At 60.6% G+C, this 25,943-nt stretch carries 21 protein-coding genes and 1 riboswitch; of the genes, 15 read left to right on the top strand and 6 right to left on the bottom strand.

What is annotated here, in order from left to right; genetic code table 11:
* Positions 1 to 229 precede the first annotated feature (229 nt).
* A complete protein-coding gene (gene msrA, locus ASD32_RS14495) occupies positions 230 to 874 on the top strand; it encodes a peptide-methionine (S)-S-oxide reductase MsrA (protein ID WP_060638891.1) in 645 nt (214 codons plus the stop codon).
* Here msrA and ASD32_RS14490 read toward each other — a convergent pair whose 3' ends face one another.
* On the bottom strand, positions 875 to 1,792 hold the full coding sequence (locus ASD32_RS14490) for an alpha/beta hydrolase (RefSeq protein ID WP_060638745.1): 918 nt from the start codon (positions 1,790 to 1,792) through the stop codon (positions 875 to 877). It lies immediately after the preceding gene.
* Positions 1,793 to 1,861: 69 nt separating this feature from the next.
* Between ASD32_RS14490 and lepB the strand changes: the two genes are divergently transcribed.
* From lepB to ASD32_RS14440, 10 genes are all read left to right on the top strand, one after another.
* On the top strand, positions 1,862 to 2,590 hold the full coding sequence (gene lepB / locus ASD32_RS14485; protein ID WP_060638744.1) for a signal peptidase I: 729 nt from the start codon (positions 1,862 to 1,864) through the stop codon (positions 2,588 to 2,590).
* A 50-nt stretch (positions 2,591 to 2,640) separates the two neighbouring features.
* Positions 2,641 to 3,552 (top strand): LysR family transcriptional regulator, encoded by a 912-nt coding sequence (locus ASD32_RS14480; protein ID WP_060638743.1) that lies wholly within the window; start codon positions 2,641 to 2,643, stop codon positions 3,550 to 3,552.
* A gap of 130 nt (positions 3,553 to 3,682) precedes the next feature.
* Complete coding sequence (locus ASD32_RS14475) at positions 3,683 to 4,843, top strand: ABC transporter substrate-binding protein (protein WP_060638742.1); 1,161 nt, start codon at positions 3,683 to 3,685, stop codon at positions 4,841 to 4,843.
* Between the two features lie 170 nt (positions 4,844 to 5,013).
* Positions 5,014 to 6,012 carry an ABC transporter ATP-binding protein gene (locus ASD32_RS14470; protein WP_060638741.1) on the top strand — a complete coding sequence of 333 codons (999 nt, stop codon included), beginning with the start codon at positions 5,014 to 5,016 and terminating at the stop codon, positions 6,010 to 6,012.
* A complete protein-coding gene (locus tag ASD32_RS14465; RefSeq protein ID WP_060638740.1) occupies positions 6,009 to 6,962 on the top strand; it encodes an ABC transporter permease in 954 nt (317 codons plus the stop codon). The genes ASD32_RS14470 and ASD32_RS14465 overlap by 4 nt, the downstream gene beginning before the upstream one ends.
* A complete protein-coding gene (locus ASD32_RS14460; protein ID WP_060638739.1) occupies positions 6,952 to 7,767 on the top strand; it encodes an ABC transporter permease in 816 nt (271 codons plus the stop codon). Before ASD32_RS14465 ends, ASD32_RS14460 begins: the two co-directional genes overlap by 11 nt.
* A gap of 149 nt (positions 7,768 to 7,916) precedes the next feature.
* A complete protein-coding gene (locus ASD32_RS14455; protein ID WP_060638738.1) occupies positions 7,917 to 9,344 on the top strand; it encodes a gamma-aminobutyraldehyde dehydrogenase in 1,428 nt (475 codons plus the stop codon).
* 244 nt (positions 9,345 to 9,588) lie between these two features.
* Positions 9,589 to 11,772: a TonB-dependent siderophore receptor gene (locus ASD32_RS14450; RefSeq protein WP_060638737.1), complete on the top strand. Its 2,184-nt coding sequence runs from the start codon at positions 9,589 to 9,591 to the stop codon at positions 11,770 to 11,772.
* A 100-nt stretch (positions 11,773 to 11,872) separates the two neighbouring features.
* Positions 11,873 to 12,541 carry a siderophore-iron reductase FhuF gene (gene fhuF / locus ASD32_RS14445; RefSeq protein ID WP_082546780.1) on the top strand — a complete coding sequence of 223 codons (669 nt, stop codon included), beginning with the start codon at positions 11,873 to 11,875 and terminating at the stop codon, positions 12,539 to 12,541.
* Positions 12,538 to 13,650 carry an ABC transporter substrate-binding protein gene (locus tag ASD32_RS14440; RefSeq protein WP_060638735.1) on the top strand — a complete coding sequence of 371 codons (1,113 nt, stop codon included), beginning with the start codon at positions 12,538 to 12,540 and terminating at the stop codon, positions 13,648 to 13,650. The genes fhuF and ASD32_RS14440 overlap by 4 nt, the downstream gene beginning before the upstream one ends.
* 50 nt (positions 13,651 to 13,700) lie before the next feature.
* On the opposite strand, the gene ASD32_RS14435 is transcribed toward ASD32_RS14440, so the two are convergent.
* Entirely contained in the window at positions 13,701 to 14,201 is a 501-nt protein-coding gene (locus ASD32_RS14435; RefSeq protein ID WP_060638734.1) for a ferritin-like domain-containing protein, read from the bottom strand.
* 152 nt (positions 14,202 to 14,353) lie between these two features.
* Here ASD32_RS14435 and ASD32_RS14430 point away from each other — a divergent pair, with 152 nt between their 5' ends.
* The gene (locus tag ASD32_RS14430) at positions 14,354 to 14,881 is read left to right on the top strand and encodes a hypothetical protein (protein ID WP_060638733.1); all 528 of its coding nucleotides are present in this window, start codon (positions 14,354 to 14,356) and stop codon (positions 14,879 to 14,881) included.
* 17 nt (positions 14,882 to 14,898) lie between these two features.
* Here the strand turns inward: ASD32_RS14430 and ASD32_RS14425 are convergent, their stop codons facing one another.
* The 3 genes from ASD32_RS14425 to ASD32_RS14415 form a co-directional block, all read right to left on the bottom strand.
* On the bottom strand, positions 14,899 to 16,131 hold the full coding sequence (locus ASD32_RS14425) for an aromatic ring-hydroxylating dioxygenase subunit alpha (RefSeq protein WP_060638732.1): 1,233 nt from the start codon (positions 16,129 to 16,131) through the stop codon (positions 14,899 to 14,901).
* Positions 16,132 to 16,377: 246 nt separating this feature from the next.
* On the bottom strand, positions 16,378 to 18,825 hold the full coding sequence (locus ASD32_RS14420) for an FAD-dependent oxidoreductase (RefSeq protein ID WP_060638731.1): 2,448 nt from the start codon (positions 18,823 to 18,825) through the stop codon (positions 16,378 to 16,380).
* A complete protein-coding gene (locus ASD32_RS14415) occupies positions 18,822 to 21,269 on the bottom strand; it encodes an FAD-dependent oxidoreductase (RefSeq protein ID WP_060638730.1) in 2,448 nt (815 codons plus the stop codon). The genes ASD32_RS14420 and ASD32_RS14415 overlap by 4 nt, the downstream gene beginning before the upstream one ends.
* Before the next feature lie 268 nt (positions 21,270 to 21,537).
* On the opposite strand from ASD32_RS14415, the gene ASD32_RS14410 reads away from it, so the two are divergent.
* Positions 21,538 to 22,392, top strand: a complete 855-nt coding sequence (locus tag ASD32_RS14410; RefSeq protein ID WP_060638729.1) for a LysR family transcriptional regulator — start codon at positions 21,538 to 21,540, stop codon at positions 22,390 to 22,392.
* A gap of 15 nt (positions 22,393 to 22,407) precedes the next feature.
* Here ASD32_RS14410 and ASD32_RS14405 read toward each other — a convergent pair whose 3' ends face one another.
* Positions 22,408 to 24,174, bottom strand: a complete 1,767-nt coding sequence (locus tag ASD32_RS14405) for a GGDEF domain-containing phosphodiesterase (RefSeq protein ID WP_060638728.1) — start codon at positions 24,172 to 24,174, stop codon at positions 22,408 to 22,410.
* A gap of 265 nt (positions 24,175 to 24,439) precedes the next feature.
* Positions 24,440 to 24,711, top strand: a riboswitch (cobalamin riboswitch).
* Between the two features lie 47 nt (positions 24,712 to 24,758).
* Between ASD32_RS14405 and ASD32_RS29010 the strand changes: the two genes are divergently transcribed.
* A complete protein-coding gene (locus tag ASD32_RS29010; protein WP_082546776.1) occupies positions 24,759 to 24,935 on the top strand; it encodes a CbtB-domain containing protein in 177 nt (58 codons plus the stop codon).
* A gap of 192 nt (positions 24,936 to 25,127) precedes the next feature.
* Positions 25,128 to 25,904: a CbtA family protein gene (locus ASD32_RS14400; RefSeq protein ID WP_060638727.1), complete on the top strand. Its 777-nt coding sequence runs from the start codon at positions 25,128 to 25,130 to the stop codon at positions 25,902 to 25,904.
* The last annotated feature ends 39 nt before the right edge of the window (positions 25,905 to 25,943 follow it).

Raw genomic sequence — 25,943 nt, 5'->3', positions numbered from 1 at the left:
TGGCGTTACGCACGCATTTGCGATTTGACCAGCCCGTGTCTGTTGGTCACAGTTTGCTCATAAAGCAAGGGCGCATATCGCTGCGATCGGCAGCGGATGTCTGTGACCAAAGCATCGAAGGAGGATTACCATGCCGCAGCTTGAAAAAGACAGGATTTCGAACACGGCCAGACGGCCGTTCATTTTCGGGCTCGCCGGCGTGACGGCCATTGCCGCCGGCCTGTTTGCCATGTCCTCGACCTTCAGCAATGCAGCCGAAGAAGCCGTGGTCATTCCGCCTCCGGCGATCGATGAGACGGCGACCGCGAACACGGAAAAAGCCGTGTTCGCGGGCGGCTGCTTCTGGGGCGTGCAGGGCGTGTTCCAGCATGTGAAGGGTGTCAAGAATGCCGTCTCCGGCTATTCCGGCGGCGCCAAGGATACCGCCATCTACGAAACCGTCAGCGGCGGCGATACGGGCCATGCCGAGGCCGTCGAAGTCACGTATAATCCGAAGATGGTCACCTATGGCCAGCTGCTGCAGATCTATTTCTCGGTAGCACATAACCCGACGCAGCTGAACTATCAGGGGCCCGACCACGGCACGCAATACCGCTCGGAAATTTTTGCGACCAACGGCGAGCAGAAGAAGATCGCTCAGAGCTATATCGCCCAGCTCGACAAGGCGAAGGTCTACGGCGAGCCCGTCGTGACCAAAGTGTCCGATATGAGCGCCTTCTACCCTGCCGAGGAATACCACCAGGATTTCCTGACGCTCAACCCGACCTATCCCTATATCGTCTACAACGACATGCCGAAGATCGAGAACCTCAAGGCGCTTTTCCCGACGGAGTTCAGTGCCAAGCCGGTCCTCGTCCTCAAGGCCAAGAGCTGATCAGAGCGTTCCGACGAGATCGCTGACAGCGCGGCACAACCGCACGAAACCGTCGCGCGCGCCCTCACTCATGTGACGGGCGCGCAACCATGCATGGATCATCTGCGGCTCGTCGCGATAGGTAACGCTGACACCGGCAGCGATCAGCCGCTGCGCATAGAGAGCGGCATCATCGCGCAGCGGATCAAAATGCGCCGATGTGATATAGGCAGGCGGCAGGCCGGAAAAATCGCCCGCCTTCAAGGGATGCGCAAACACGTTTTCCGCAGGCGCCTTCAGCACGTCCCGGTAATAGGCGACATCAGCCGTCGTCAGGCCCAGTGCCTCGGCCATCTCAATATAGGAGCCGGACACGAGATCGCCGCCCAGCCCCGGATAGATCAGCACCTGCCCCGCAATGCCCGTGATGTCCTCAGCCCTTGCCTTCAGCGCCATGCCCGCAGCCAGGTTACCGCCGGCACTGTCGCCCGCAACGACCAGCGGCCTCCCATCGGCCAGAAGCCATTGCAGCACCTTAAAACAATCGTCGAACGCCGCCGGCCAGACATGCTCCGGTGCCAGCCGGTAGTCGATCGACACCAGCTCGGCCTTTGCCGCATGCGCAATCTCGGCGCAGATCGCATCATGGCTTTCCAGCGATCCAACGACAAAACCGCCGCCATGAATGTAGAAAATCCGTGTTTGCGTGGCGATATCGGCGGGCCGGTACCGGCGCACCGGAATGCGCCCGCCAACCGTCTCGTCCTGCCGCGTCAGCTTATCCGGCGATGGCGCATCGAACTCGGCGCAGAGCGCATCATACCAGGCACGCTGCTGCTCGATCGGCGCATCGACCGCATCGGCGGGATAGAAGGCCTCGCAACGGTGGTGGAAGGCGAGGATACCGCGTTCGGTGGGAATTTGGTTGTTCGTGCCCATCACTATACAACCATAAAACAGTTTGTTATTTGGGAGCGAAATGACGCAAGCTGACCCACTAGGTTTCCTATGTATCCAGAGTTAAGAAAAATCAGATACATCGCAACCGTACTTCTGATCATCCTCCTTACGCCTCCTCTTTTCGTCATTGGAATAGCGACCATCGCGGCGACCCCCGTGGTTCTCGCAGGAACGATCAGAACATTCATTGTTCAGCCATTCGCCATACCTGGGAGCTCTATGTTTCCAACGCTTGAAAAAGGCGACCGTCTGCTCGCGAACAAATTCGCCTACGGATATAAAAGGTTTTCCTATCCGTTCGATACAGGGCCGGAGTTTCGGACCTTCGGCGTTCAGCCCAAAAGGGGAGACGTTGTCATTTTTCGTTACCCGCCAGATCCGGCGATCGACTATGTCAAACGCATCATCGGTGAACCAGGGGATCGCATCCGGCTATTGGCAGGACGCCTTTACATTAATGACGAAATCGTACCCCGGGAAAAACGCGGCATCAACCCGGCGTTAGGAGATAGCGGCCAAAATCTTATCGAGTATTTGGAAACGCTTCCGGGCGGAAAAACGTATCCGATCACGGAAGTGTCTGATGACGAAGCATCTGATAACACTGACGAGTTCTTGGTTCCGCCAAAACACTATTTTATGATGGGAGATAACAGGGACAATAGTGCGGACAGCCGATATGATGTGGGCTTCGTACCGGAAGAAAACATCTATGCGAAAGCATCGCTCGTTTTTACCAACGACGACGACCCAAATCGAAGTGGCTGGATAAATTGATATCGTCAGGCCCTTGCGTGACCCGTTGAGATTGCGTTTGACTGGCAGCCATGGCCTTCACCCTCCGTCAGCTCCAGTATTTCATCGCCGTCGCCGAACAGGGGTCGGTCACGCGAGCGGCGCAGAACCTGTCGATTTCGCAATCGTCGATCACCGAAGCGGTCAAGGAGCTGGAAACCGATCTGGGCGTGGAACTGTTCGAACGCCATCCGCGCGGGCTGCACATCACCCATAACGGCCATCAGTTCCTGCGCCACGCAACCAAAATCCTCGCTGGCGTCTCCGATGCCCGCCGCTCGTTTTCGCAGGAGCGGGAGGAGCGCACCGGCGGCAAGCTCAATCTCGGCGTTACCTCGCTGGTTGCGGGTTATGTTCTCTCCGATCTGCTCGCCCGCTACCGCCGCGCCTGCCCCGGCGTCGAGGTCAGCGCCATCGAGGATAACGGCTCCTATCTCGAACATCTTCTCGTCGGCGGCGAACTGGATGTCGCCGTCATGGTCATTTCCAACCTGCGCGACCGCATGGCGCTGCAGGCGGAGATCATCGAGACCTCGCCCTACAGGCTCTGGCTGCCGCTCGGCCACCCGCTGGTGTCCGCCGATATCATCTCTGTCGCCGATATCGCCAAGGAACCGCTGATCATGCTGACAGTGGATGAAATCGAGGAGAATACCGGCAAGCTTCTGACCGCACTGGGCGCCCGCCCGCATGTCGCCTTTCGTACACGCTCGGTGGAAGCGGTGCGCAGCCTGGTCGCCACCGGCGCCGGGATCGCGCTTTTGCCCGATCTGGTCTACCGGCCCTGGTCGCTGGAAGGCGACCGCATTGAAAGCCGCGACGTCTCCGGCGCCCTGCCCGTCGTCCAGGTCGGCATGGTCTGGCGCAAGGGTTCCGGCCTGCCGCAATCGGCCAAGGATTTTATCGGGGTCGCAGAGGCCCTTCGCAGCGGCCGTTCGCGGTGATCATCCCATGATATCGGAAAAACCGATAGCGACATTCTGATTAATGAATTTGCGAAAGCGGCGAAATCGGGGCACCTTTCCTTCCGGGAACACAACCGAAAAATTCGGATACCAAACCGGGAGACTGAAGATGAAGCAGATTCTGAAATCCTGCACCGCGCTCACCCTTGTCCTCGCTTTCGCCACCCATGCTTTCGCGCAGGAACCGCTGAAGGAACTCGGCAAGGGCGAAGGCGAACTGTCGATCGTCGCCTGGGCCGGCTATATCGAGCGCGGCGAGACCGACAAGGCCTATGACTGGGTCACCGGCTTTGAAAAGCAGACTGGTTGCAAGGTCAGCGTCAAGACGGCGGCGACATCCGATGAAATGGTCGCGCTGATGAACGAAGGCGGTTTCGACCTCGTCACCGCATCCGGCGACGCCTCGCTGCGGCTGGTGGCCGGCAAGCGCGTCCAGCCGATCAACACCGACCTGATCCCGAGCTTCAAGACCGTTGACGAGCGCATGCAGTCGTCGCCCTGGTACACCGTCAACGGCGTGCACTACGGCGTGCCCTATGTCTGGGGCCCGAACGTGCTGATGTACAATACCGAAGCCTTCAAGGGCGAGGCGCCGAAGAGCTGGGACGTGGTATTCAAGGAAATGACCCTGCCGGACGGCAAGTCCAACAAGGGCCGCGTCCAGGCCTATGACGGGCCGATCCATGTGGCCGACGCTGCCAACTACCTGATGTTCCACAACAAGGAACTCGCCATCAAGGACCCCTACGAACTCAACGAAGACCAGTACAAGGCAGCGCTCGACGTGCTGCGCACCCAGCGCACGCTTGCCAGCCGCTATTGGCACGATGCGATGATCCAGATTGACGATTTCAAGAACGAAGGCGTCGTTGCGTCGGGCTCCTGGCCGTTCCAGGTCAACCTGCTGCAATCGGAAAAGCTGCCGATCGCCTCGACCATTCCCGAGGAAGGCGTCACCGGCTGGGCCGACACGACCATGCTGCATGCCGAAAGCGCGCATCCGAACTGCGCCTATATGTGGATGGAACATTCGCTGTCACCGAAGGTGCAGGGCGATGTCTCCGCCTGGTTCGGCGCCAACCCGTCAGTCGCTGCCGCCTGCAAGGGCAATGAACTTTTGACCGACGGCGGCTGCAAGGCCAACGGCTATGACGATTTCGCCAAGGTGAAGTTCTGGAAGACCCCAACCTCGAAATGCGCCAGTGAGAGCGAATGCGTCCCCTATCACCGCTGGGTCTCCGACTATATCGGCGTCATCGGCGGACGTTGATTTCACCCCCCCCTTGAGGGGGGAGGTCGCGCGAATGCGCGGGTGGGGGTGACCCACCGCATCCACAAGGGATCACCCCACCCCGGAGCTACGCTCCGACCCTCCCCCTCAAGGGGAGGGTACTGAACCGCCATGCCCGGTTCGCAACACGCCAATTTCCGGAGTCCCCCATGACCGCCGCCGTCCTGTTCCAAAACGTCTCGCGCCATTTTGGTGCCGTCAAAGCGGTCGATGCGGTCGATCTTGAAATCGCGGCCGGCGAGTTCTTTGCGATGCTCGGGCCGTCCGGTTCCGGCAAGACCACCTGCCTGCGCCTGATGGCCGGGTTCGAGCAGCCGACCGGCGGCCATATCGAGATTTTTGGTGAGACCGCCGAAGGCGTGCCGCCCTACCGGCGCAGCGTCAACACGGTGTTCCAGGACTATGCCCTCTTTCCGCATCTCTCCATTCTCGACAATGTCGCCTATGGCCTGATGGTCAAGGGCGTCGGCAAGGCGGAACGCCGGAAGGCAGCCGAAGACGCGCTTGCCATGGTCAAGCTGCCCGGTTTCGGCCAGCGCCGCCCGGGCCAGCTCTCCGGCGGCCAGCGCCAGCGTGTTGCGCTGGCCCGCGCGCTGGTCAACAAGCCCAAGGTGCTTCTGCTGGACGAGCCGCTCGGCGCGCTTGACCTCAAACTGCGCGAGCAGATGCAGGAGGAGCTGAAAACCCTGCAGAAATCGCTCGGCATCACCTTCGTTTTCGTCACCCATGATCAGGGCGAGGCGCTCTCGATGGCCGACCGGATCGCCGTCTTCAACGACGGCCGGATCCAGCAGCTCGGCACCCCGGAAGATATCTACAAGCGGCCGCAGACCCGTTTCGTCGCCGATTTCGTCGGCTCCTCCAATGTGCTCTCCAGCGCGCTCTGCGCGCGGCTCGGTCTACCGGCCAAGGCCGCCAGCCTGCGCCCGGAAGCCATCGCCATCGGCACCGCGTCTGCCGGACAGCTGACCCTGCCCGGCACCGTCACCGCCCGCAGTTTTTTGGGCGCGACCAACCGTGTCAGTGTCGATTGCAGCGGCGAAAAGATCATCGTCGCCAGCCCCGCCGCCATGCCGGTTCCCGAGATCGGCGCCGATGTGCAGCTCGGCTTTTCGCGCAATGACCTTCACCTGATGGAGGACGCATGAGCACGCTCGTCACAACCGAAACCATTTTGCCGAACAGACCCGGCCTGATGGGACGGCTGTCGGACTTCCTGTGGAAGCACCCGCAGGTGCTTCTCGCCATCCTGCTAGGCCCCCCGGTACTCTGGCTCGGCATCATCTATCTCGGCTCGCTGTTTGCCCTTCTGCTGCAGAGCTTTTTCTCGATCGATGATTTCTCCGGCCTGATCAATTACGAGTTCACGTTCGCAACCTACAGGCAGCTGCTGTCGGACGCCAATTTCGACATTATCGTCCGCACCGTGACGATGGCGGCCGTGGTCACGATCTTCTCGGCGCTGATCGCCTTCCCGATCGCCTATTATGCGGCCCGCTATGCCAAGGGAAAATGGAAGGCCGTCTTTTATCTCGGCATCATGCTGCCGCTCTGGTCGAGCTATCTGGTCAAGATCTACGCCTGGAAGCTGATCCTCGCCAAGGAAGGCATCCTCACCTGGGCCTTCACCAAGCTTCACCTGCTCTGGCTGCTCGACGGCTGGCTGTCGCTTCCCATCATCGGCGGCAATTCGCTTTCAGTCAGCTATACCGGCACCTTCCTGGTCTTCGTCTATGTCTGGATGCCCTTCATGATCCTGCCGATCCAGGCAGCACTTGAGCGCGTGCCCGGCAACCTGATCGAGGCATCCTCCGATCTGGGAGGCACGCCGCAGCAGACCTTCCGCCACGTTTTGTTTCCGCTGGCGCTTCCCGGCATCGTCGCCGGCTCGATCTTCACCTTTTCGCTGACGCTGGGCGACTACATCATCCCGCAGATCGTCGGCTCGTCGCGGCTGTTCATCGGCCAGGCCGTCTACGCGCAGCAGGGCACCGCCGGCAATATCCCGCTCGCCGCCGCCTTCACCGTCGTGCCGATCGTCATCATGGGCCTCTATCTCTTCGTGGCCAAACGTATGGGAGCCTTTGATGCGCTCTGACCGCTCCACCTCCGCGCCGCTGCCCTTGAAGATCGCCGCCATCGGCGGCCTTGCCTTCCTGCATATCCCGATCCTGCTGATCTTCCTCTATGCCTTCACGACGGAAGAAAAGAGCTATCAGTTTCCGCCGCCCGGCCTGACGCTACAATGGTTTGCCGTCACCTGGAACCGGCCGGATGTCTGGGCCGCTCTCACCCTGTCGGTCAAGGTCGCGACCATCGCCACGGCGATTGCGCTTGTCCTTGGCACGCTCTGTGCCGCCGCCGTCAGCCAGACCCGCTTCTTCGGCCGCGAGACCATTTCGCTGCTGGTCATCCTGCCGATCGCCCTTCCCGGCATCATCACCGGCATTGCGCTGCGCTCTGCCTTCTCGATGGCCGATATTCCCTTCTCGTTCTGGACGATCGTGCTTGGCCACGCCACCTTCTGCATCGTCGTCGTCTACAACAATGCCGTTGCCCGCTTCCGGCGCGTGTCCGGTTCGCTGATCGAGGCGTCGATGGATCTCGGCGCCGACGGCTTCCAGACGTTCCGCCATATCATCCTGCCGAATATCGGCACCGCGCTTCTCGCCGGCGGCATGCTCGCCTTCGCGCTCTCCTTCGATGAAGTCATCGTCACCACCTTCACCGGCGGCCAGCAATCGACGCTACCGATCTGGATGCTCGAAGAACTCATCCGCCCGCGCCAAAGACCTGTCACCAACGTCGTCGCCATGGTGGTCATGCTCGTCACCTTCCTGCCAATCCTCGCCGCCTATTACCTGACACGCGACGGGGATCAGATTGCGGGAGGGGGGAAATGAAGGAGTGATTAGGGGGTAGGCAATAGGCAATAGGCAGTAGCACTACCTGATGCACCCGTTTCGACTGCGACCTACTACCTACTATTCCCTACTGCCTACTGCCTACCCCCTAATTACTACTCCCTACTCAACCCCAGTGGAGACCCCCTATGGACACCCAATTGCTGATCGGATCGACATTCGAGGCCGGAACGGAGGCCGAGGAGCTGATCCTCAATCCGCGTACCGGCGGCCGGATCATCGATCTTGCCGAAGCCTCGCAATCGCAGATCGAGCGCGCCGTCGATGCTGCCGAAAAGGCGTTTGTCACCTGGTCGATGACGACACCCGGCGAGCGCTCCGGCTATCTCCTGAAAATCGCCGATGCGATCGAGAAGGATGCCGATGCCTTTGCGGCGCTGGAAGCCTTGAACTGTGGCAAGCCGATCAATGCGGTGCGCAATGACGAACTGCCGGCCATCGTCGATTGCTGGCGCTTTTTTGCCGGCGCGATCCGCAACTTGCATGCGACGGTCGCTGGCGAATATCTGCCCGGCCATACCTCGATGATCCGCCGCGATCCCGTTGGCATTATCGGTTCGATCGCGCCATGGAACTATCCGCTGATGATGATGGCCTGGAAGCTGGCACCGGCTATTGCGGGGGGCAATACCGTCGTCTTCAAGCCGTCGGAACAGACGCCTCTGACAGCCTTGAAGATGGCCCGCCTGCTCGCCGATATCCTGCCGGAAGGCGTCGTCAACGTCGTCCTCGGGCGCGGCGACACGGTCGGCAACACGCTGATCAACCATCCGAAGATCGGCATGGTCTCCATCACCGGCGATATCGCCACCGGCAAGAAGGTGCTGCAGGCGGCGGCAAAAACCGTCAAGCGCACCCATCTGGAACTCGGCGGCAAGGCCCCGGTCATCGTCTACGACGACGCCGACCTCGAAGCCGTCGTCAACGGCATCCGCACCTTCGGCTATTACAATGCCGGCCAGGACTGCACCGCTGCCTGCCGCATCTATGCGCAGGACGGCATCTATGAAAAGCTGGTCGCCGACCTCACCTCCGCCGTCTCGACCATCAAGTACAATTTGGCTGATGACACCGAAAACGAAATCGGCCCGCTGATCTCCAAGCGCCAGCGCGACCGGGTGGCAAGCTTCGTCGAGCGCGCCACCGAGCAGAAACATATCGAGATCACCACCGGCGGCAATCCCGGCAGCAAGGACGGCTTCTTCTTCCAGCCGACCGTCGTTGCCGGCGCCACCCAGGAAGACGAGATCGTCCGCCGCGAAGTCTTCGGCCCGGTCGTCTCCGTCACCCGCTTCACCGAAAACGACCAGGCGGTTACCTGGGCCAATGACAGCGATTACGGCCTTGCCTCCTCGGTCTGGACCAAGGATATTTCCAAGGCGATGAAAGCGGCGTCGCGCCTGCAATATGGCTGTACCTGGATCAACACCCATTTCATGCTGACCAACGAGATGCCGCATGGCGGCGTCAAGCAGTCCGGCTATGGCAAGGATATGTCGATCTACGCCCTGGAGGACTACACCGCCGTGCGCCACGTGATGATCAATCACGGATAGGCACCTTCCGCAGAATAGGTGAGAAACAATAACAAGGCCGCGTTCATAACGCGGCCTTTTGCAATTTATGCGCTAAGCAGCGGAAAGAACTGGATATTCCGCCGAAAAACGTTGCACAAATCCCACACCATTTTAAAACATGAGTAATTAACTCATAGATTCCGCTTTTCCGGACACGTAATCTTGATAGAACGGGTCATCTTATCGTCCGCCTATCCAGCCAGTCTACCAGAAAGTGCATGACATGCCTCTGCTTCGCCACGCCCGGTTCACCACTCGCCTTGCCCTTGCCGGCACCTCCCTGCTCGCGCTGTCGCTGACGGCTTTTGCCCAGGACGCAGCGCCAATCACGACGGGCACGGACGGCGCGACCGAGCTTGAGACCCTGACCGTCACAGGCGGCAGCGGCGGCGTCATCACCGCAGACGGCTATGTCGGCACCAGCAGCGCCACCGGCGCCAAGGTCGACACACCGTTCCTGCAGACACCGCAATCGATTTCGTCGGTCACGGAACAGCAGCTGAAGGACCGCAATCCGCAGACGCTGCTCGAAACGCTCGCCTATACACCGGGCTCGCGCGTCGGCGCCTACGGTTTCGATCCGCGGTTTGATTCCTTCACGGTGCGCGGTTTCGACGTGACCTATAACGGCATGTTCCGCGATAATCTGCGCCAGCCCGGCGCCAGTTCATCGCTGTTCAAGAACGAACCCTATGGCCTGGAAGGCGTCTCGATCCTGCGTGGCCCCTCCTCGGCGCTCTATGGTGCATCGGGTGCCGGCGGCCTGTTCAACCTGATCACCAAGCGCCCGACCGAAGAACCGCTGCGCGAGCTTCAGCTGCAATACGGCACGAATAACCGTTACCAGGGCCAGTTCGATTTCTCCGGCCCGATCAACGAGACCGATCCGTTGTACTACCGCATGACCGGCCTTTTGCGCAGCGCCGACACCGAACAGGTCAGCGTTCCCGACGACCGCGCCTATATCGCGCCCGCCTTTACCTGGAAGCCGGACGAGGACACGAAGTTCACCATCCTTGGCGAATATTCCCGCACCAAGACCGGCGGCTCGGCAGCCTATTACAATGACCCGACCGGCAAGGTCACCGACATTTTCGCCGGCAATCCCGACTTCAACGATTCGGTCCAGACACAGGCCCGCATCGGCTACGAATTCGAGCACCGCCTCAACGACGTCTTCACCTTCCGGCAGAACCTGCGCGTCTCGACGCTCAACGTCGACGCCGACTGGGCCTTTGCCTATGCGCCGAACGCTGTCGATCCGACCTTGCTCGACAGCAGCGCAGGAACATTCGACGAGCGCCTGAGCTCCATCGTCATCGACAACCAGATGGAGGCGAAGTTCGATACCGGCGTGCTCGATCACACCCTGCTCGCAGGCGTCGATTATACGAAATTGCGGTTCAAGTCCCTGGCGGGTACCGGCTTTACTCCGCCGCTCGACACCAACAATCCAACGCAGGGCCGCCCCACGGACCCCATCCCCTTCAGCGAGCGCGTCGTCCAGGACCAATGGCAGCTCGGCACCTACCTCCAGGACCAGATCCGCTATGACGCTTGGACGCTGACCGCCGGCGCCCGCTATGACTGGGTTTCGACCGACACGGACAATACCGATCTGACCACCGGTTTGACGGACCCGATCGCGCAGAAGGACAAGGCCTTTTCCGGCCGCATCGGCCTGACTTACGAGACCGATTTCGGCCTTGCGCCCTATTTCAGCTATTCCACCGCGTTCTCGCCCAATGCCGGCTTCAACAAGGAAACAAACCAGCCGTTCAAGCCGACCGAAAGCCAGCAGGAAGAGATCGGCATCAAATATCTGCTGCCAAGCAGCAATACGATGATCACGGCCGCCCTCTTCAATATCGACCAGAAGAACAGCCTCTATTACGAGGTCGTCGATCTGCCGACAGGCCCGGAAAACATTCAGGTCCAGCGTGGCAAGGTGCGGTCGCGCGGCTTCGAGCTGGAGGCCAATACCAGCCTCGACAACGGTCTCTCGCTGATCGCGTCCTATACCTATACCGACATCAAGATTACCGAGGGCCCCGCCGATACGGTCGGCAATTCCGTTTCCTCCGTGCCGCGTCACATGGCATCGCTCTGGGCAGACTATACGATGCCGGAGGATGGCCCGGTGGCTGGCCTCGGTTTTGGCGCCGGCGCCCGGTTCTTGGGCTCAAGCTACGGCAACGACCAGAACACGACGCGGAACGGCGCCCGCATCCTCTTCGATGCCGCAGCTCACTATGATTTTGCAGCCATCGACAAGAAATACGATGGCCTGCGGCTGCAGGTCAACGCCACCAACGTCTTCGACAAGCGCGACACCGTGTGCTCGGCCGGCTTCTGCTACCGCGACCAGGGCCGCGCCGTCATCGGCTCGCTGAAATACAGCTGGTGATCCGTTGAGCCTCTCCACCACCCACGACACGAACACCGCCTTCCGGCCATCCGGCCTGAAGGCGGTGTTTGCCGGTGAGCATGCCTGGTGCGGCGAAAAGATGATGCTGTCTTCGGAACTGGAAGACGGCATTCCGCTTTCGGAGTTCTTCGGCTCCGGCGGTTTTTCCGCAGCTCTTGATACCTACGCGCGCACCCATGGCGGCACCGACCGCCGCGCTGTCGCTTCCATGTGGTCGCTCTATTATTTCTCGATGCTGACCATCCCCTATATCGTTGCGCGAAGGGCTGATCATGTTTTGCCGGTTATTCCTGCAGAAATGACGATCGCTCTTGCCGAGGACGGGCTGCCCCGCGCCCTCGGCCTGGCCCGCGAGGGCGACTGGAGCGAAGGCGGACAGTCCGATTTGCTGTCTTTCGTCATGCCGCTTGTGAGCCAGCATCTCGCGGAAATCGTTGCGCAACTGAAGGCGCTCGGCGGCATCGCGCCAAAACTCGCCTGGAACAACGCGGCCGTCTATCTCGACTATGCCTTCAACGCGACCGAACGGGAGCGCCCTGCAGATGGCGATGCTTGGGCATCGCGCGCGCTGTTTTCGCAAAGCCATCTGCCGGATGGAAGCGCCAACCCTTTCCTCGGCTGCCTGCGCCACGACGTCGAAGGCGAAGAAATCGTCTGCCGCCGCAAGGTCTGTTGCCTGCGCTACCTCCTGCCGGGTATTCCCAGCTGCGGCGAACTCTGCGCCCTGCCCGCCCAAAGAAAGCAATGATCGTGAAACGCCTTCTTCTCTTGACCCTCTGTCTGTTTCTGGCCTGCACCTCTGCGTCGAACGCGCAGGAACGCTGGCCGCTGACGCTGACCGACGCGATCGGCCGGCAGGTGACGATCAAGGCAAAGCCGAAGGCCATCCTGCTTGGCAGCGGCTTCAACCTGGTGGCGCTATCGCTTATTCACCCCGATCCCGTCAGCCTGCTGGCCGGCTGGTCGGGAGACCTCAAGGGCGACAACCCGGAGATCTACAAGGATTTCGTCGGGAAGTTTCCAAAGCTTGCGGATGTGCCGATCATCGGCAATGGCACCGGCGACGGCCTGTCCTTCGAAACCATCCTGTCGCTGAAAGCCGATTTGGCCATCATGGCAAACTGGCAGGCCGATACTGATCTCGGCAAGCGCGCGATCGACTATCTCGAAAGCACCGGCGTTCCGGTCTTCGTCGTCGATTTCAACAGCGATCCCTTGAAGAACACGCCGGACAACATGCGCCTGCTCGGCAAGATTTTTGAGCGGGAAGAACAGGCAAACGCCTTTGCCGATTTCTATGTGGAACACCTCAAGCGCATCACCGATCGCGTCGCCGCCAATCCGCAGCCCGGCCCAACCGTGCTGATGGACGCGTTCCCCAATCCAGACCGCTGCTGCTTTGCCTATGGCACAGGCGGCCTTGGCGAATTCATCGGCATTACCGGCAGCCGCAATATTGCGGATAAGAACCTGCCGCGCCAGGGCGGCATCGTCAGCAGCGAATATCTGATCGAGGCCGATCCGCAGGTCTATATTGCCACCGCCTCGCCGGGCGGTACCTACAGCGTCTTTTCCATCGGGCCGGGCGTTCCCGCAGACGAGGCCCGCCGGACGTTGGGCGAAGCCGTTAAAAATCCGGTTCTCGCCAACCTGTCGGGCGTCCAGAAAGGGCGCGTGCACGGCGTCTGGAATTTCTTCAATGCCGTACCGCTGAATATTCTGGCAGCGGAAGCCTTTGCCCACTGGCTGCGGCCGGACATCTTTGCCGATATCGACCCGGATCAGTCTTTGAAGGAAATCAACGCGCGCTTTGCCGCCGTTCCATTCCGGGGCTCCTACTGGATCAGCCTGAAATAGAATTGGCCGGAGACATGGTCTCCGGCCAATGTGATCATGAAACAATGGTGTTAGGCGGCTTTTTTCATTGCCGAAGCATTGACCGAGGCCTCTGCCAGCGCTGTCAGCGCGTGGTCGGTAGCACCTTCCTGCTGCAGGGTCTCGTCGAGCAGCTTGACCGCATCGTTCAGGCCAAGCATGCCTGCCCAGGTCTTCAGTGTGCCGTAACGGGCCATTTCATAGTGTTCAACAGCCTGCGCCGTAGCCAGAAGGCCGGCATCAAGCGCTGGCGAACCCTTGAATTCTTCGAGGATCTCCTCGCCTTCCTCGACAATGCCGTCGATCGCCGGGCAGGTCTTGCCGACTGCGCGCTTGCCGAAGATTTCAAACACCTGCTGCAGGCGCTCGATCTGGCCTTCGGTTTCTTCGCGGTGCTTTTCGAATGCTGCCTTCAGCTGCGGGCTCTGCGCGCCCTTGGCCATTTTCGGCAAGGTTTTCAGGATCTTGCGCTCAGCATAATAGACGTCCTTGAGCATATCATAGAACAGGTCTTGCAGGGCTTTCTCGGCCATTGGTTTCTTCCTTTTCCGCAATTGGAACATGTCGGGGGTGACGAGCAGGTAACGGGTTGGTGATGTGTTTGTTCCGCAACCTCGGCCGGATCGTCCCCGGCGCGCTTCCATCCCGTCAACGCCCTGTCTATATAGGGGACTGGAGGACTTTGATGATTTGGATATTTCCTGCGATTGCAGGCCTGCTGATCGTATATTTCGCCATGCGCTCATCGCGCTTCCGGCGTTTTGCCGAACCGGTGCTGAGCATTCTCGTCGCTTTGGGGCTTGTTTCGGCCTTCGTGGTCTGGATGAAAGATGGCAGCGGCGACAGCAATGAGACCGACCCACCGCCGTTTACCCAGAGCCGTCCGGCCATCACACCGGAAGAGCTCGTCTTGGAAGGGCTGACATTCACCCGCAACCGCCCGGATACGAGCTACCGGGTCACCGGCACGATCGTCAACAGGAGCGCTGCCAATCTCACCAATTTCAACCTGACCGTCACGCTTCAGGATTGCCCCGGCAACGTCTGCACGACGGTCGGCGAAGACACGGCGCTGATCCTTGCCCGCGTTCCCGCCGGGCGGGAGCAGACGTTCGAAACCTTCTTCACCTTCCCCGCCCGCTTCGGTGTCGAACCCGCAGCGCCGAAATGGACGACGCAGATCTCCAATATCCGCGGCGTGGCAGCGCAGTAAACTGCGCCGCCGTTTTGTCAGGCCCGGCTAATCTCGTCGAGATACCAGTTGATATAGCGCAGCTCGTTCTGCTCCATCGGCGCGATGGGGCCGGGCACGAAATAGTGCGAGCGCACGCCGCGCGACGTATGCTCGATGATCGACTTGTCCTCGTCGGTGGTCACCGTCCAGAGCCATTTCAGCTTTTCGAGGTCGTAATCGATGCCCTCTTCCGCCGCGCCATTGACCAGCCAGATCAGCTCCATCTCGCAGGCTTCCGGCCCCTTCGGAATGAAGCGGTAGATCATTCCGTGGTCGGGATAGCAGACAAGGAATGATGTGCCGCCGAGATGGACGGAGGTGACGCCGCCATCGAATTCGGTGAACCGGCCCATCAATGGCGCAAGCGGCGAACCGTCCTGGCTGCCGGTCTTGACGCCGTCATACAGGGCGTAGCGGAAGGCATGAATGGTTTCCTTGCCGTTTTCCGAGGTCTGCCAGTGGTCGCCGGAACCGACCTGGATGCCGAGCGCGCAGGTCCGCTCCTCCATCGCCGCATTCAGCGCCTCGATCATGTGCAACGGCTGTTCCAGTGCATGGGTCTGCGAATATTCCGGATGCGCCGGGCCGCAATGATAGCACTCGACATAATTTTCGACCGCCAGTTTCCAGTTGGCATCGACCGGATAGCTCTGCCGGTGGGCGACCTTGGCCTGTCCCCAGCCATATTGGCCGCAGGTGGCATGCAGCAGGTTTTCGACCTCGGTGAAATCCAGCGGATTTTCCGCAAAGGAAATGAAGACGAGGCCTTCGACGACGCGCACATGCAGCTTCTTCAGTCCATGATCTTCCCGCTTGAAATCCTTCGGCATCAGCCGGGCCGCCTTGAGCGCCCCGTCATTGCCATAGGTCCAGGCATGATAGGGACAGACGAAGACACGGGCATTGCCCTTGTCCTTGGTACAGACCTCGGCGCCGCGATGGCGGCAGACATTGAGGATGGCATGAACCGTCCCATCCGCATGCCGCGTCAGGATCACCTGCTCGGACGCCATGCGAAACACCTCGAAATCGTTTGGTTTCGGGATGACGCTCTCATGCGCGACGCAATGCCAATGGCGGCGGAAGACACGCTCCAGATCCCGCTCATAGATATCCTCGTCGCGGTAGAACGGCCGGGCGAGACCATGGCCGGGCTTGTGGGCGGCGACGAGCTGGTCGATGCGGTCGGCGGGTGAGGTTGCCGTGATCTTGGTGTCAGGTGCGAGCATGGGACTTCCTCCAGGCTGAAGAGCGCGTGGCGCACCCCCCTCTGTCACTGCGTGACATCTCCCCCTTAAGGGGGGAGATCGGGCGATCGCGGATGTTTCTCTGTCCGACAAAAACGAACGGAACGGGTGTGGAACGAGGAAAAGTGGAGAGAGCCGCAGCGGCTGCGGCCAATCTCCCCCCTTGCGGGGGAGATGTCACGGAGTGACAGAGGGGGGTGCCTGCGGCGGAATTTGTGATGTCCTGCATCAAACCCTCACCCGCTCCGACTTCGGATCATACATCGGCGCAAGCGACACATCCGCCTTCACCCGCGTTCCGGCAATCTCGATCTCGTAGGCCGAACCCAGCACATCCGCCTCGCTCTCGCCCTTGCACGGCACGTAGCCGAGCCCGATCGCACCGCCGAGATGGTGGCCGTAATTGCCTGAGGTGATCGTGCCGACGATTTTGCCGTCGCGCGCCACCGCCTCGTTGTGGAACAGAAGCGGCTCCGGATCGGTCAGCCGGAACTGCACCAGCCGCCGCGACAACCCGTCATCCTGCTTTTTCAACACCGCGTCACGGCCGATGAAATCGCCCTTTGCCGGTTTTACCGCAAACCCAAGCCCGGCCTCCAGCACATGATCCTCGTCGGTAATATCATGGCCGAAATGGCGGAAGGCCTTTTCGATGCGGCAACTGTCGAGCGTATGGATGCCGCAAAGTTTCAGGCCGATATCCACCCCCGCCGCTTCGAGCGTCTCGAACACATGCGCCGTCTGATCGGTGGAGACATAAAGCTCCCAGCCAAGTTCGCCGACATAGGTGACGCGGTGCGCGCGTGCGAGCCCCATGCCGATCTCGATCTCCCGTGCCGACCCGAACGGATGCGCGGCATTGGAAAAATCGTTGGGGCTGACTTTTTGCATGAGATCACGCGCCTTCGGCCCCATGACGCAAAGCACCGATTCCGCTGCAGTCACGTCGGTAATGACAGCAAATTCATCGGCCAGGTGCTTGCGCAGCCAGGCAAGGTCGCGCTGCAGCGTGGCGCCGGGAACGACCAGCAGGAAAGCGGTTTCCGAAAGACGCGTGACCGTCAGGTCGCTCTCGATGCCGCCCCGGGCATTCAGCATCTGGGTATAGACGATGCGGTTTGCGGCGACATCCAGCTGGTTGGCGCAGAGTTTTTGCAGGAAGGCCAAAGCATCGCGGCCCTCCACACGGATCTTGCCGAACGAGGTCATGTCGATCAAACCGGCGCCATTACGGATCGCCAGATGTTCATCGCGCTGGTTTTCGAACCAGTTCTGCCGTTTCCAGCTATATTTATATTCCCGCTCCTGGCCGTCCCTGGCAAACCAGTTGGCCCGCTCCCAGCCCGCCACTTCGCCGAACACGGCACCGCGTGCCTTCAGATGTTCATGCAAGGGCGTGCGCCGCACACCGCGTGCCGTCGCCATCTGGCGATAGGGGAAATGGTCGGCATAAAGAAGGCCAAGCGTTTCGGTGACCCGTTCCTTGAGATAGGTGCGGTTCTTCTGGAATGGCTGCGCCCGGCGGATATCCACTTCCCAGAGATCGAACGGCGGCTCGCCGTCATTCATCCATTGCGCCAGCGCCATGCCGGCGCCGCCGGAGGAGACGATGCCGATCGAATTGTACCCGGCCGCGACCCAATATCCCTTCAGCTCCGGCGCTTCGCCCAGATAGTAGCGGTCGTCGGGCGTAAAGCTTTCCGGGCCGTTGAAGAACGTGTGGATCCCCGCCGTTTCCAGCATCGGCATGCGGCCGACCGCCTTTTCGAGGATCGGCGCGAAATGGTCGAAATCCTCCGGCAGCTGGTCGAAGCAGAAATCCTCGCTGATCCCATCCATGCCCCAGGGCTTGGCTTTCAGCTCGAAGGCACCGACCAGCATCTTGCCAGCATCCTCCTTGTAATAGGTGCACTCGTCCGGCACGCGCAGCACCGGCAGACGCTGCAGCCCGGCGACCGGCTCGGTGACGATATAGAAATGCTCGCAGGCATGCAGCGGCACGGTGACCCCCGACATGTTGGCAAGCTCCCTGCCCCACATGCCGGCGGCATTGACGACGTTCTCGGTCTCGATCGTAAACGTTTCGCCGTTTTGCTCGCAGGTGACGCCGGACACCCGGCCGTCCTTCTTGTGAACCGCCGTGACCTTGACGCCTTCCAGGATCGTCGCGCCGTTCTGGCGGGCACCCTTGGCAAGCGCCATGGCGATATTGGCGGGATCGCACTGTCCGTCGAGCGGCAGATGCACGGCGGCAACCACGTCCGAAACGTTCAGATGCGGATACATCGCCTTCACTTCATCGGGGGAAATTTCGCGCACATCGACATCGAAGGCGCGGGCAAGCGAGGCCTGCCGGTAGATTTCCTGCTTGCGCTCTTCGGTGAGTGCAACGGTGATCGAACCGCATTGGCGCATGCCTGTGCCGATGCCGGTTTCGGCCTCCAGCCTGGTGTAGAGATCGGCCGAATATTTGGCGAGACGCGTCATGTTCTGCGAGGCGCGCAACTGCCCGATCAGGCCGGCCGCATGCCAGGTCGTGCCCGATGTCAGCTGTTTGCGCTCCAGCAGCACCACGTCCGTCCAGCCAAGCTTCGCCAGATGATAGGCGACCGAACAGCCGGAGACGCCGCCGCCGATAATAACCGCGCGAGCCTTTTTGGGGATGGGCTTGCTCATGCGCGCAGTCTCTCATTCTTGGGATCAAACAGCGGCTCGTCCGCTTGCACCACCGCATTGAAGCGGTCGCCGTAAATCTCGACCTCGACTTCGGTTCCGGGCTCGGCCAGATCGGCACGCAGCATGCCGAGCGCCACCGATTTGCCGATCCGGTAACCCCAGTTGCCGGACGTCGTTTCGCCGACCACTTTTCCGCCATGCCAGAGCGTCGACATGTAGGGCGCGTCGCAATCTGCAGCGTCCACCACCAGCGTGACGAAGCGCTTCGTCACGCCCTGCTGCTTCTCGCGCTCCAGCGCCGCCTTGCCCTTGAAGTCGGGCTTTGCCCAATCGACGAAGCGCTCAAGGCCACCCTGCAAAATGGTGTAGTCGGTCGAAAGATCGCCCTTCCACGCGCGGTATCCTTTCTCGATACGCAGACTGTCCAGCGCCTCCATGCCGAAGGGCTTTAACCCATGCTTTTGACCGGCCGCCCAGACGGCATCGAAGATTGTAGCGGTATCCTCGATCTTGGTGTGGATTTCCCAGCCGAGTTCACCGGCAAAGGACACGCGCACCAGCTGGCACCACAGTCCGGCGATCTGGACCGGCTGATGCGTCAGCCAGCCTTTGGTAAGATCGGCGCCGGAAACCTCAGCCAGAATATCCCGCGACTTCGGACCGGACAGGATCTGGCAGGTGAAGCTTTCAGTGACATCATCCAGCGTAAACGCCGCGTCCTTCGGCAGATGCTTTTGCAGCCACTCGAAATCGTGCCATTGCGCGGTCGCCGCCGTGATCAGGAAGAAGACATCCTCCTCCAGCGCCATGACCGACATCTCGGTGACGATGCGGCCCTTGTCGTCGGAAAAATAGGCCAGACCGATGCGGCCGGGCTTTGGCACCTTGCCGGTGGTCAGACCCAGCAGCCAATCGCGCGCACCCTCGCCCTTCAGGCGGAAACGGGAAAATCCGGGCAGATCGAGAATGCCGGCGGCATCGCGCACCGCAAGGCATTCCTCCTCGATGCGCTTCTGCCACGGGCCCGCCCGGTTCCACGTCTGCGTTGCCGCCTCGGAAAGATCGTCGCCCGGCTTGGCGTACCAGTTGGCGCGCTCCCAGCCATTATAGGGCTTGAACTGCGCGCCCAGCGCTGCGATCCGGTCGTGGACCGGCGATAGCTTCTTGTTGCGTCCGGCAGGCCAGGCGTGCTTCGGAAAATGCATGGCATATTCATGGCCATAGATTTCCATGCCCTTGGCGATGCAGTAATCCTGATCGGTGTAGCTGGTAAAGCGGCGCGGATCGCAGGACCACATGTCCCATTCCGTCTGCCCCTCGGTCACCCATTCGGCCAACACTTTGCCCGCACCCCCCGCCTGGCAGATGCCGAAGGTGAAGACGCAGGCCTCGAATGCATTGGGAACGCCCGGCATCGGCCCGATCAGCGGATTGCCATCCGGCGCATAGGGGATCGGCCCGTTGATCATCCGCGACAGGCCGGCAGTGCCGAGGATGGGCACGCGCTCGACGGCGTCGTTCAGATACCATTCCAGCCGCTCGAGATCATCGGGGAACAGCTGGAACGAGAAATCCTCCGGCATGGGATCATCGGGCGTGATCCAGTGCGCCTTGCAGTTTTTCTCGTAAGGGCCGAGATTCATCCCGGACTTTTCCTGGCGCAGGTAATAGGAACTATCGACATCGCGCAGAAGCGGCAGCTTGTGCCCGGCTTCCTTCGACCAGGCCGCCAGCTCCGGAATTTCCTCAAACAGCATATATTGATGGCTCATCACCATCATCGGCACATCGCGTCCGAACCATTTGCCGACCTCGCGGGCATAATAACCGGCGGCATTGACGACATAATCGCACCGGATGTCGCCCTGCGGCGTCGAAATGATCCATTCGTCCTTGTCCCGGCGGGCGCCGGTGGCGGGACAGAAGCGGAAGATCCTGGCACCGAGATCGCGGGCACCCTTCGCAAGAGCCTGCGTCAGCTGCGCCGGATCGATATCGCCGTCATAGGGATCGTAGAGCGCGCCGGTCAGGTCGTGGGTTTCCAAAAACGGATATTTCGACTTGATCTGATCGGGCGACAGAATGTCGAGGTCCATGCCCTGATAGCGGCCCATGCCGACGACGCGCTTGAATTCCTGCAGCCGTTCCTTCGAATGGCCGAGCCGGATCGAGCCGGTGACATGGTAGTTCATCGGATAATCGACGAGATCGCCAAGCTCGCGGTAAAGCGACGCCGAATAGCGCTGCATGTTCATGATCGACCAGGACGAGGAGAATGTCGGCACATTGCCCGCCGCATGCCATGTCGATCCGGCCGTCAGCTCGTTCTTTTCCAGAAGCACGCAGTCGGTCCAGCCGGCCTTGGCCAGATGGTAGAGACAGGACGCGCCGACAGCACCTCCCCCGATGATCACGACGCGTGCATGAGACGGCAAATTCGACATGTCTGTTCCCTTGTTTTGGGACAAGTTTTCGCAACGAAGCAGGCCGGCATCAAGCGGTCAGAATTCGCTTTATTGATCGAAGAATTCGATTAGATTGGAGATGAAACAAGACCCCTCCCCAACCCTCCCCACAAGGGGGAGGGAGCGACCGTGCTTCACCTCACCCTTTGTGACTCCACTCAAAGGGCGAACGGCATACCCGGCAAACCCCCTCCCCCTTGTGGGGAGGGTTGGGGAGGGGTTTGAACCACAACGCACCGGACACCCCATGCAGATCGACCTCATCGAAACCTTCCTCGACCTGATGGAAACCCGCAGTTTCAACCGCACGGCCGAGCGGCTGAACATCACGCAATCGACTGTCTCCCACCGCGTCAAGGCATTGGAGGCGCAGTTCAACCGCAAGCTCTTTACCCGCAACAAGGGCGGCACGGCGCCGACGGCATCCGGCCTGCGGTTTCTCGACCATGCCAAGGCGCTACAGCACCAATGGCACGAGGCCACGCGGGCGGTCGAAAATGCCGGAACCTATGAGCGCTCCATGCGGCTCGGCATCCAGCATGATCTGGCCGAAGCCTTTGCCGGGAAATGGCTGTCCGCCGTCCGCACTGATCTGCCGACGACCTCAATTTATATGGAAGCCGATTATTCCAACCAGATGAACCGCGATCTGGCCGCCGGCGATCTCGATCTCGCCATCCTCTATACGCCGCACTACCTGCCCGACCTGCATTACGAGCGCATCGGCGACATGACCTATACGCTGGTCGCCACAACAGTGAAAACGGTCGCCGAATTGCAGCCGGAGACCTATATCCAGGCCGTCTATTCCCCGGCATTCGACCGTGCGCACCGCCTCGCCCTGCCGCAACTGTCCTCCGCACCGCTGGCGTCAGGACAGAATATCGCCATCACCGGCCTGTTGAAAACGCTTGCCGGCGCAGCCTATGTGACGCGCGCCACCGCAATGAAGCTTGCGGATGAAGGCACCGCCTTTCCGATCGAGGATGCACCCCTCATCCAGCAGGCGGTCTATGCGGCGACCAGCATCCGCACGCGCCACGCCCACCAGCACCGGCGCATCATCGCCGTCATGCAGGATCTGTTGGCAAAGCAGGAATAAGGACGGGAAACGCCGTCAGTGCTGGACGGCAAGGGCTTGCGGGTCATCTTCCGTCAGCCGGGCCAGCATGTCGGCGGCCGGGGCCGGATAGGCGATGGCATAGCCCTGCAGGATATCGCAGCCAAGCCGCGTCAACAGCTTGGCGTGCTCCTGTGTCTCCACCCCTTCGGCAATCACTTCGATATTCAGCGCCTTGGCAATATCGATGATCGAGCGCAGCAGCCGTTTCTGCTCGCGCGATGTGGTGATCGGCAAGACCAGCTGCCGGTCGATCTTCATCCGCCGCGGCTTCAGCTTGACCAGCCCGATGATCGACGCGTGGCCGGAGCCGAAATCATCGATCTCGATATCGATGCCCATGGCCTTCAGCCCGGCAACATTGGCAAACACATCATCCTCGCTATCGTCGAGAAAAATGGTTTCCAGCAATTCGAAGGACAGCATGTCCGGCTGAACGCCGAGACGCTTGAGTTCGTCAATCAACAATGGATCCGAGAGGCGGGCGGCCGACACATTGACGGAGATGCGCGGAACATCCACGCCCCGGCGCGTCCAGGCCTCGCGATCCTTAAGCGCCGCCTTCAGGATGGCGGCATCAAGATCGTCCAGCCGGCCAAGGCTCGCCGCAACCTTGATGAATTCCCCCGGCATGATCAATCCACGCTTGGGATGGCGCCAGCGCGCCAGAACTTCCATCCCGACGACGCGCCGGGTCCGTGCATCGACCTGCGCCTGATAGAAGGGAACGAACTCGCCTTTCTCCAGACCATGCGAGAACTGACGGCCGATGCGCTGCTCGGCGTTGAGCTGCGCTTTCAGCTGTGCGGAATAGACCTCGACGCGTCCCCTGCCGAGCTTTTTCGCCCGGTTGAGCGCAATGTCGGACTGCGCCAGAAGGCTCGCAATATTGCGTCCGCTGGCTGCGGCGACGCCGATCGAACCGCCGGTGTGCAGGACCTCGTCATTGTGCCAGACCGACTGCTTCAGCCCCTGCGTCAGCCGCTCGGCCCGGGCTTTGAGGTCTTCCAGGGAGACGAAGTTTGCGATCAGAACCGCAAATTCATCACCGCTGACGCGGGCGATGAACGAGTTTTTCGGAACGCCGGCCTCAATACGCCGCGCACACGACCGCAGGACATCATCGCCCGCCGCATGACCGGCCGCGTCGTTGATCTGTTTGAACCGGTCGAGACCAATATGCAGGATCGCCAGCTTCTCCGGGCCCTCCCCCTCGGCAAGCTCCGCCAGCCGCCGGTCGAAAAAGCGGCGGTTTGGAAGCCCTGTCAGGGAATCGTGCTCGGCGGCATGCTGGATCCGCTCGGAGCTCACTTCCAGCGCAACGGCGCGCGCTTCGGCAATCGCCTTCTGCCGCCGCAATTCGCGATTGAGCAACACATCCGCCGTCACATCCCACTCGGCACCGATGAAGGTGATATGGCCGTCTTCCTCGAAACAATAGGCACGCGAGCGCAGATGGCGGGTTTCGCCATCCGGCAGGATGATCCGGTATTCCGACGAATAAACGTCGCCTGTTGCAATCGCCAGATCGAAATCCGCCTGCGCTTGCACAAAATCATCGGGATGGATCGCATTCATCCACACTGCCGCCTTGACGCGCTTCTGCGTCTTGCCGGTTGCGTAGAGCCGATGCATTTGCAGATCCCAGACGACTTCGTCCTTCTGCGTATCGTGCTCCCACACCCCGATCTGAGAAGCGTCGAGCGCAATTCCCAAGCGGCGAAGAATATTCTGAAATTCCTGTTCGGACCTCGCCGCTTTCATGGTCTTCTCTGTGGGTGATGCTTCGCGTGTCAGCGCCGCCGCATTCTACACCAAGATTGCTAAAGAACTATTGTTCCGGTGAATAAGAAGAGTATCTTTCAATTCAAACAACCATTGAGTGTTTCTTGAAAAAACCGGGTTGCAACTTGAGCGCATACCAGGTTGTACTACATATCCAATTTAGACATTGCGGGGAAAAATCAAGAGCTGCAATACGTCATTGGAGGTCGCAGCGCCGAATTGACATGCATGATACGACGGCATAATCATTGCGGGATCAATTGGTTCCCTGGGGGCGAGGCGCTTTCGGGGAGTAAATGGGAACGTGACGGGTGGACCCATTCTGGGCACCTTCATCACGGCCGACCCCGCGACTGTAGAGCGGTCAGAGTTTGTCATGCCGGTTTGTTCAGCCGGTAAAAGCCACTAGGGCGACGGGTTTTTCAAGCCCTGCCCCGGGAAGGTGAGACAGGCTCCTTGGCGCGAAAGCGCCTGACGCCGCGAGCCAGGAAACCTGCCGGTTGATGAAGGGCATGGTGCCCATTTGAGTGGGATATATTCCACGCGCCATCACGGAGGTTGTCATGGCTACGACTACAGTTTCAAGCATTCCACTTTCTCTCAGCGATCGCATCACGACGGCCGTTCTTGCCCTGTTGATCGGTGGTTTCCTGGTCTTCGGTGCAGGCCTTGCCAATTCCGCAGTGCTGCACGACACCGCCCACGACGTCCGCCACTCCTACGGCTTCCCTTGCCATTGATGCGCGGTGGAAGGCTTTGCGCTTTCCACACCTGATCGATGAGAGGGATCGCCGATTTCCGACAGGACATCGCGCGGCCCTGGATTGCGCCCATGCTTTCGCATCGGGCGGTTTTTGCCGTGGGGAATTGAAACACAGCAAGCGTTGAGCACGACAGATCGATCAGCTCCGCTTGATTTTTGGGGGTATCACATGATTGTCAAAACACTTCTGGCCGCATTGGTGGCTGGATTGATCGCGGGCGTCTTCATGACGGCGGCGCAGGAATTGCGGGTTGTCCCGCTCATCCTTCATGCCGAGGAATTCGAAGTCAAGGAACCCGCAACCGAGCCGCCCGCCACGACCGAAGGTCAGCAGCAGCAACAGTCCTCGCTCAACCGGTCCTCGGTCATTGGCGAGATGTTGTCCGCACTCTCGCCGGTTACGCCCGCCTATGCCCATGAGGGCGAGCACGAGGAAGAGGGCGGCATCATGTTCGGCATGAGCCGTTTCTCCGGCACGCTGCTTGCCAATCTGGTGGCCGGTGCCGGTTTCGGCCTGCTGCTTGCCGGAGCAAGCCTGGTGTTCAACCAGCCGATTACGCTGCGCAACGGCGCGATCTGGGGCATTTGCGGCTGGCTTGCGGTGCATCTCCTGCCGGCCGTCGGCCTGCCGCCGGAACTTCCGGGCTTTCCTGCCGCCGATCTGCAGGACCGGAAAATCTGGTGGCTCGCGGCGATCGTTCTGTCTGTGGCCGGACTTTATCTCATCGTGCTGCGTGGCGAGATCGTCGCCAAGATCGCCGGTCTTGTCCTGATCGCTGCGCCGCATGCCTATGGCGCGCCACAGCCGTCGGATTTGTCGAGCCCGGTTCCTGCCGTGCTTGGCGCCGAATTCGCCGTTGCCGCCTTGGCCACGACGCTGGCCTTCTGGCTCGTGCTCGGCGTCATCTCGGGCTATTTGAACGAGCGGTTTTTGAAATCGGCCTGAGCCATAAAGTTGCCGCGCGGATTTCGTCCGTGCGGCAAC

This window comes from Rhizobium sp. Root483D2 (assembly GCF_001426685.1).
Classification (GTDB): domain Bacteria; phylum Pseudomonadota; class Alphaproteobacteria; order Rhizobiales; family Rhizobiaceae; genus Pararhizobium; species Pararhizobium qamdonense.
Note: the sequence above shows the minus strand (reverse complement) of the source record. Positions and strands in the feature narration are given on the sequence as shown.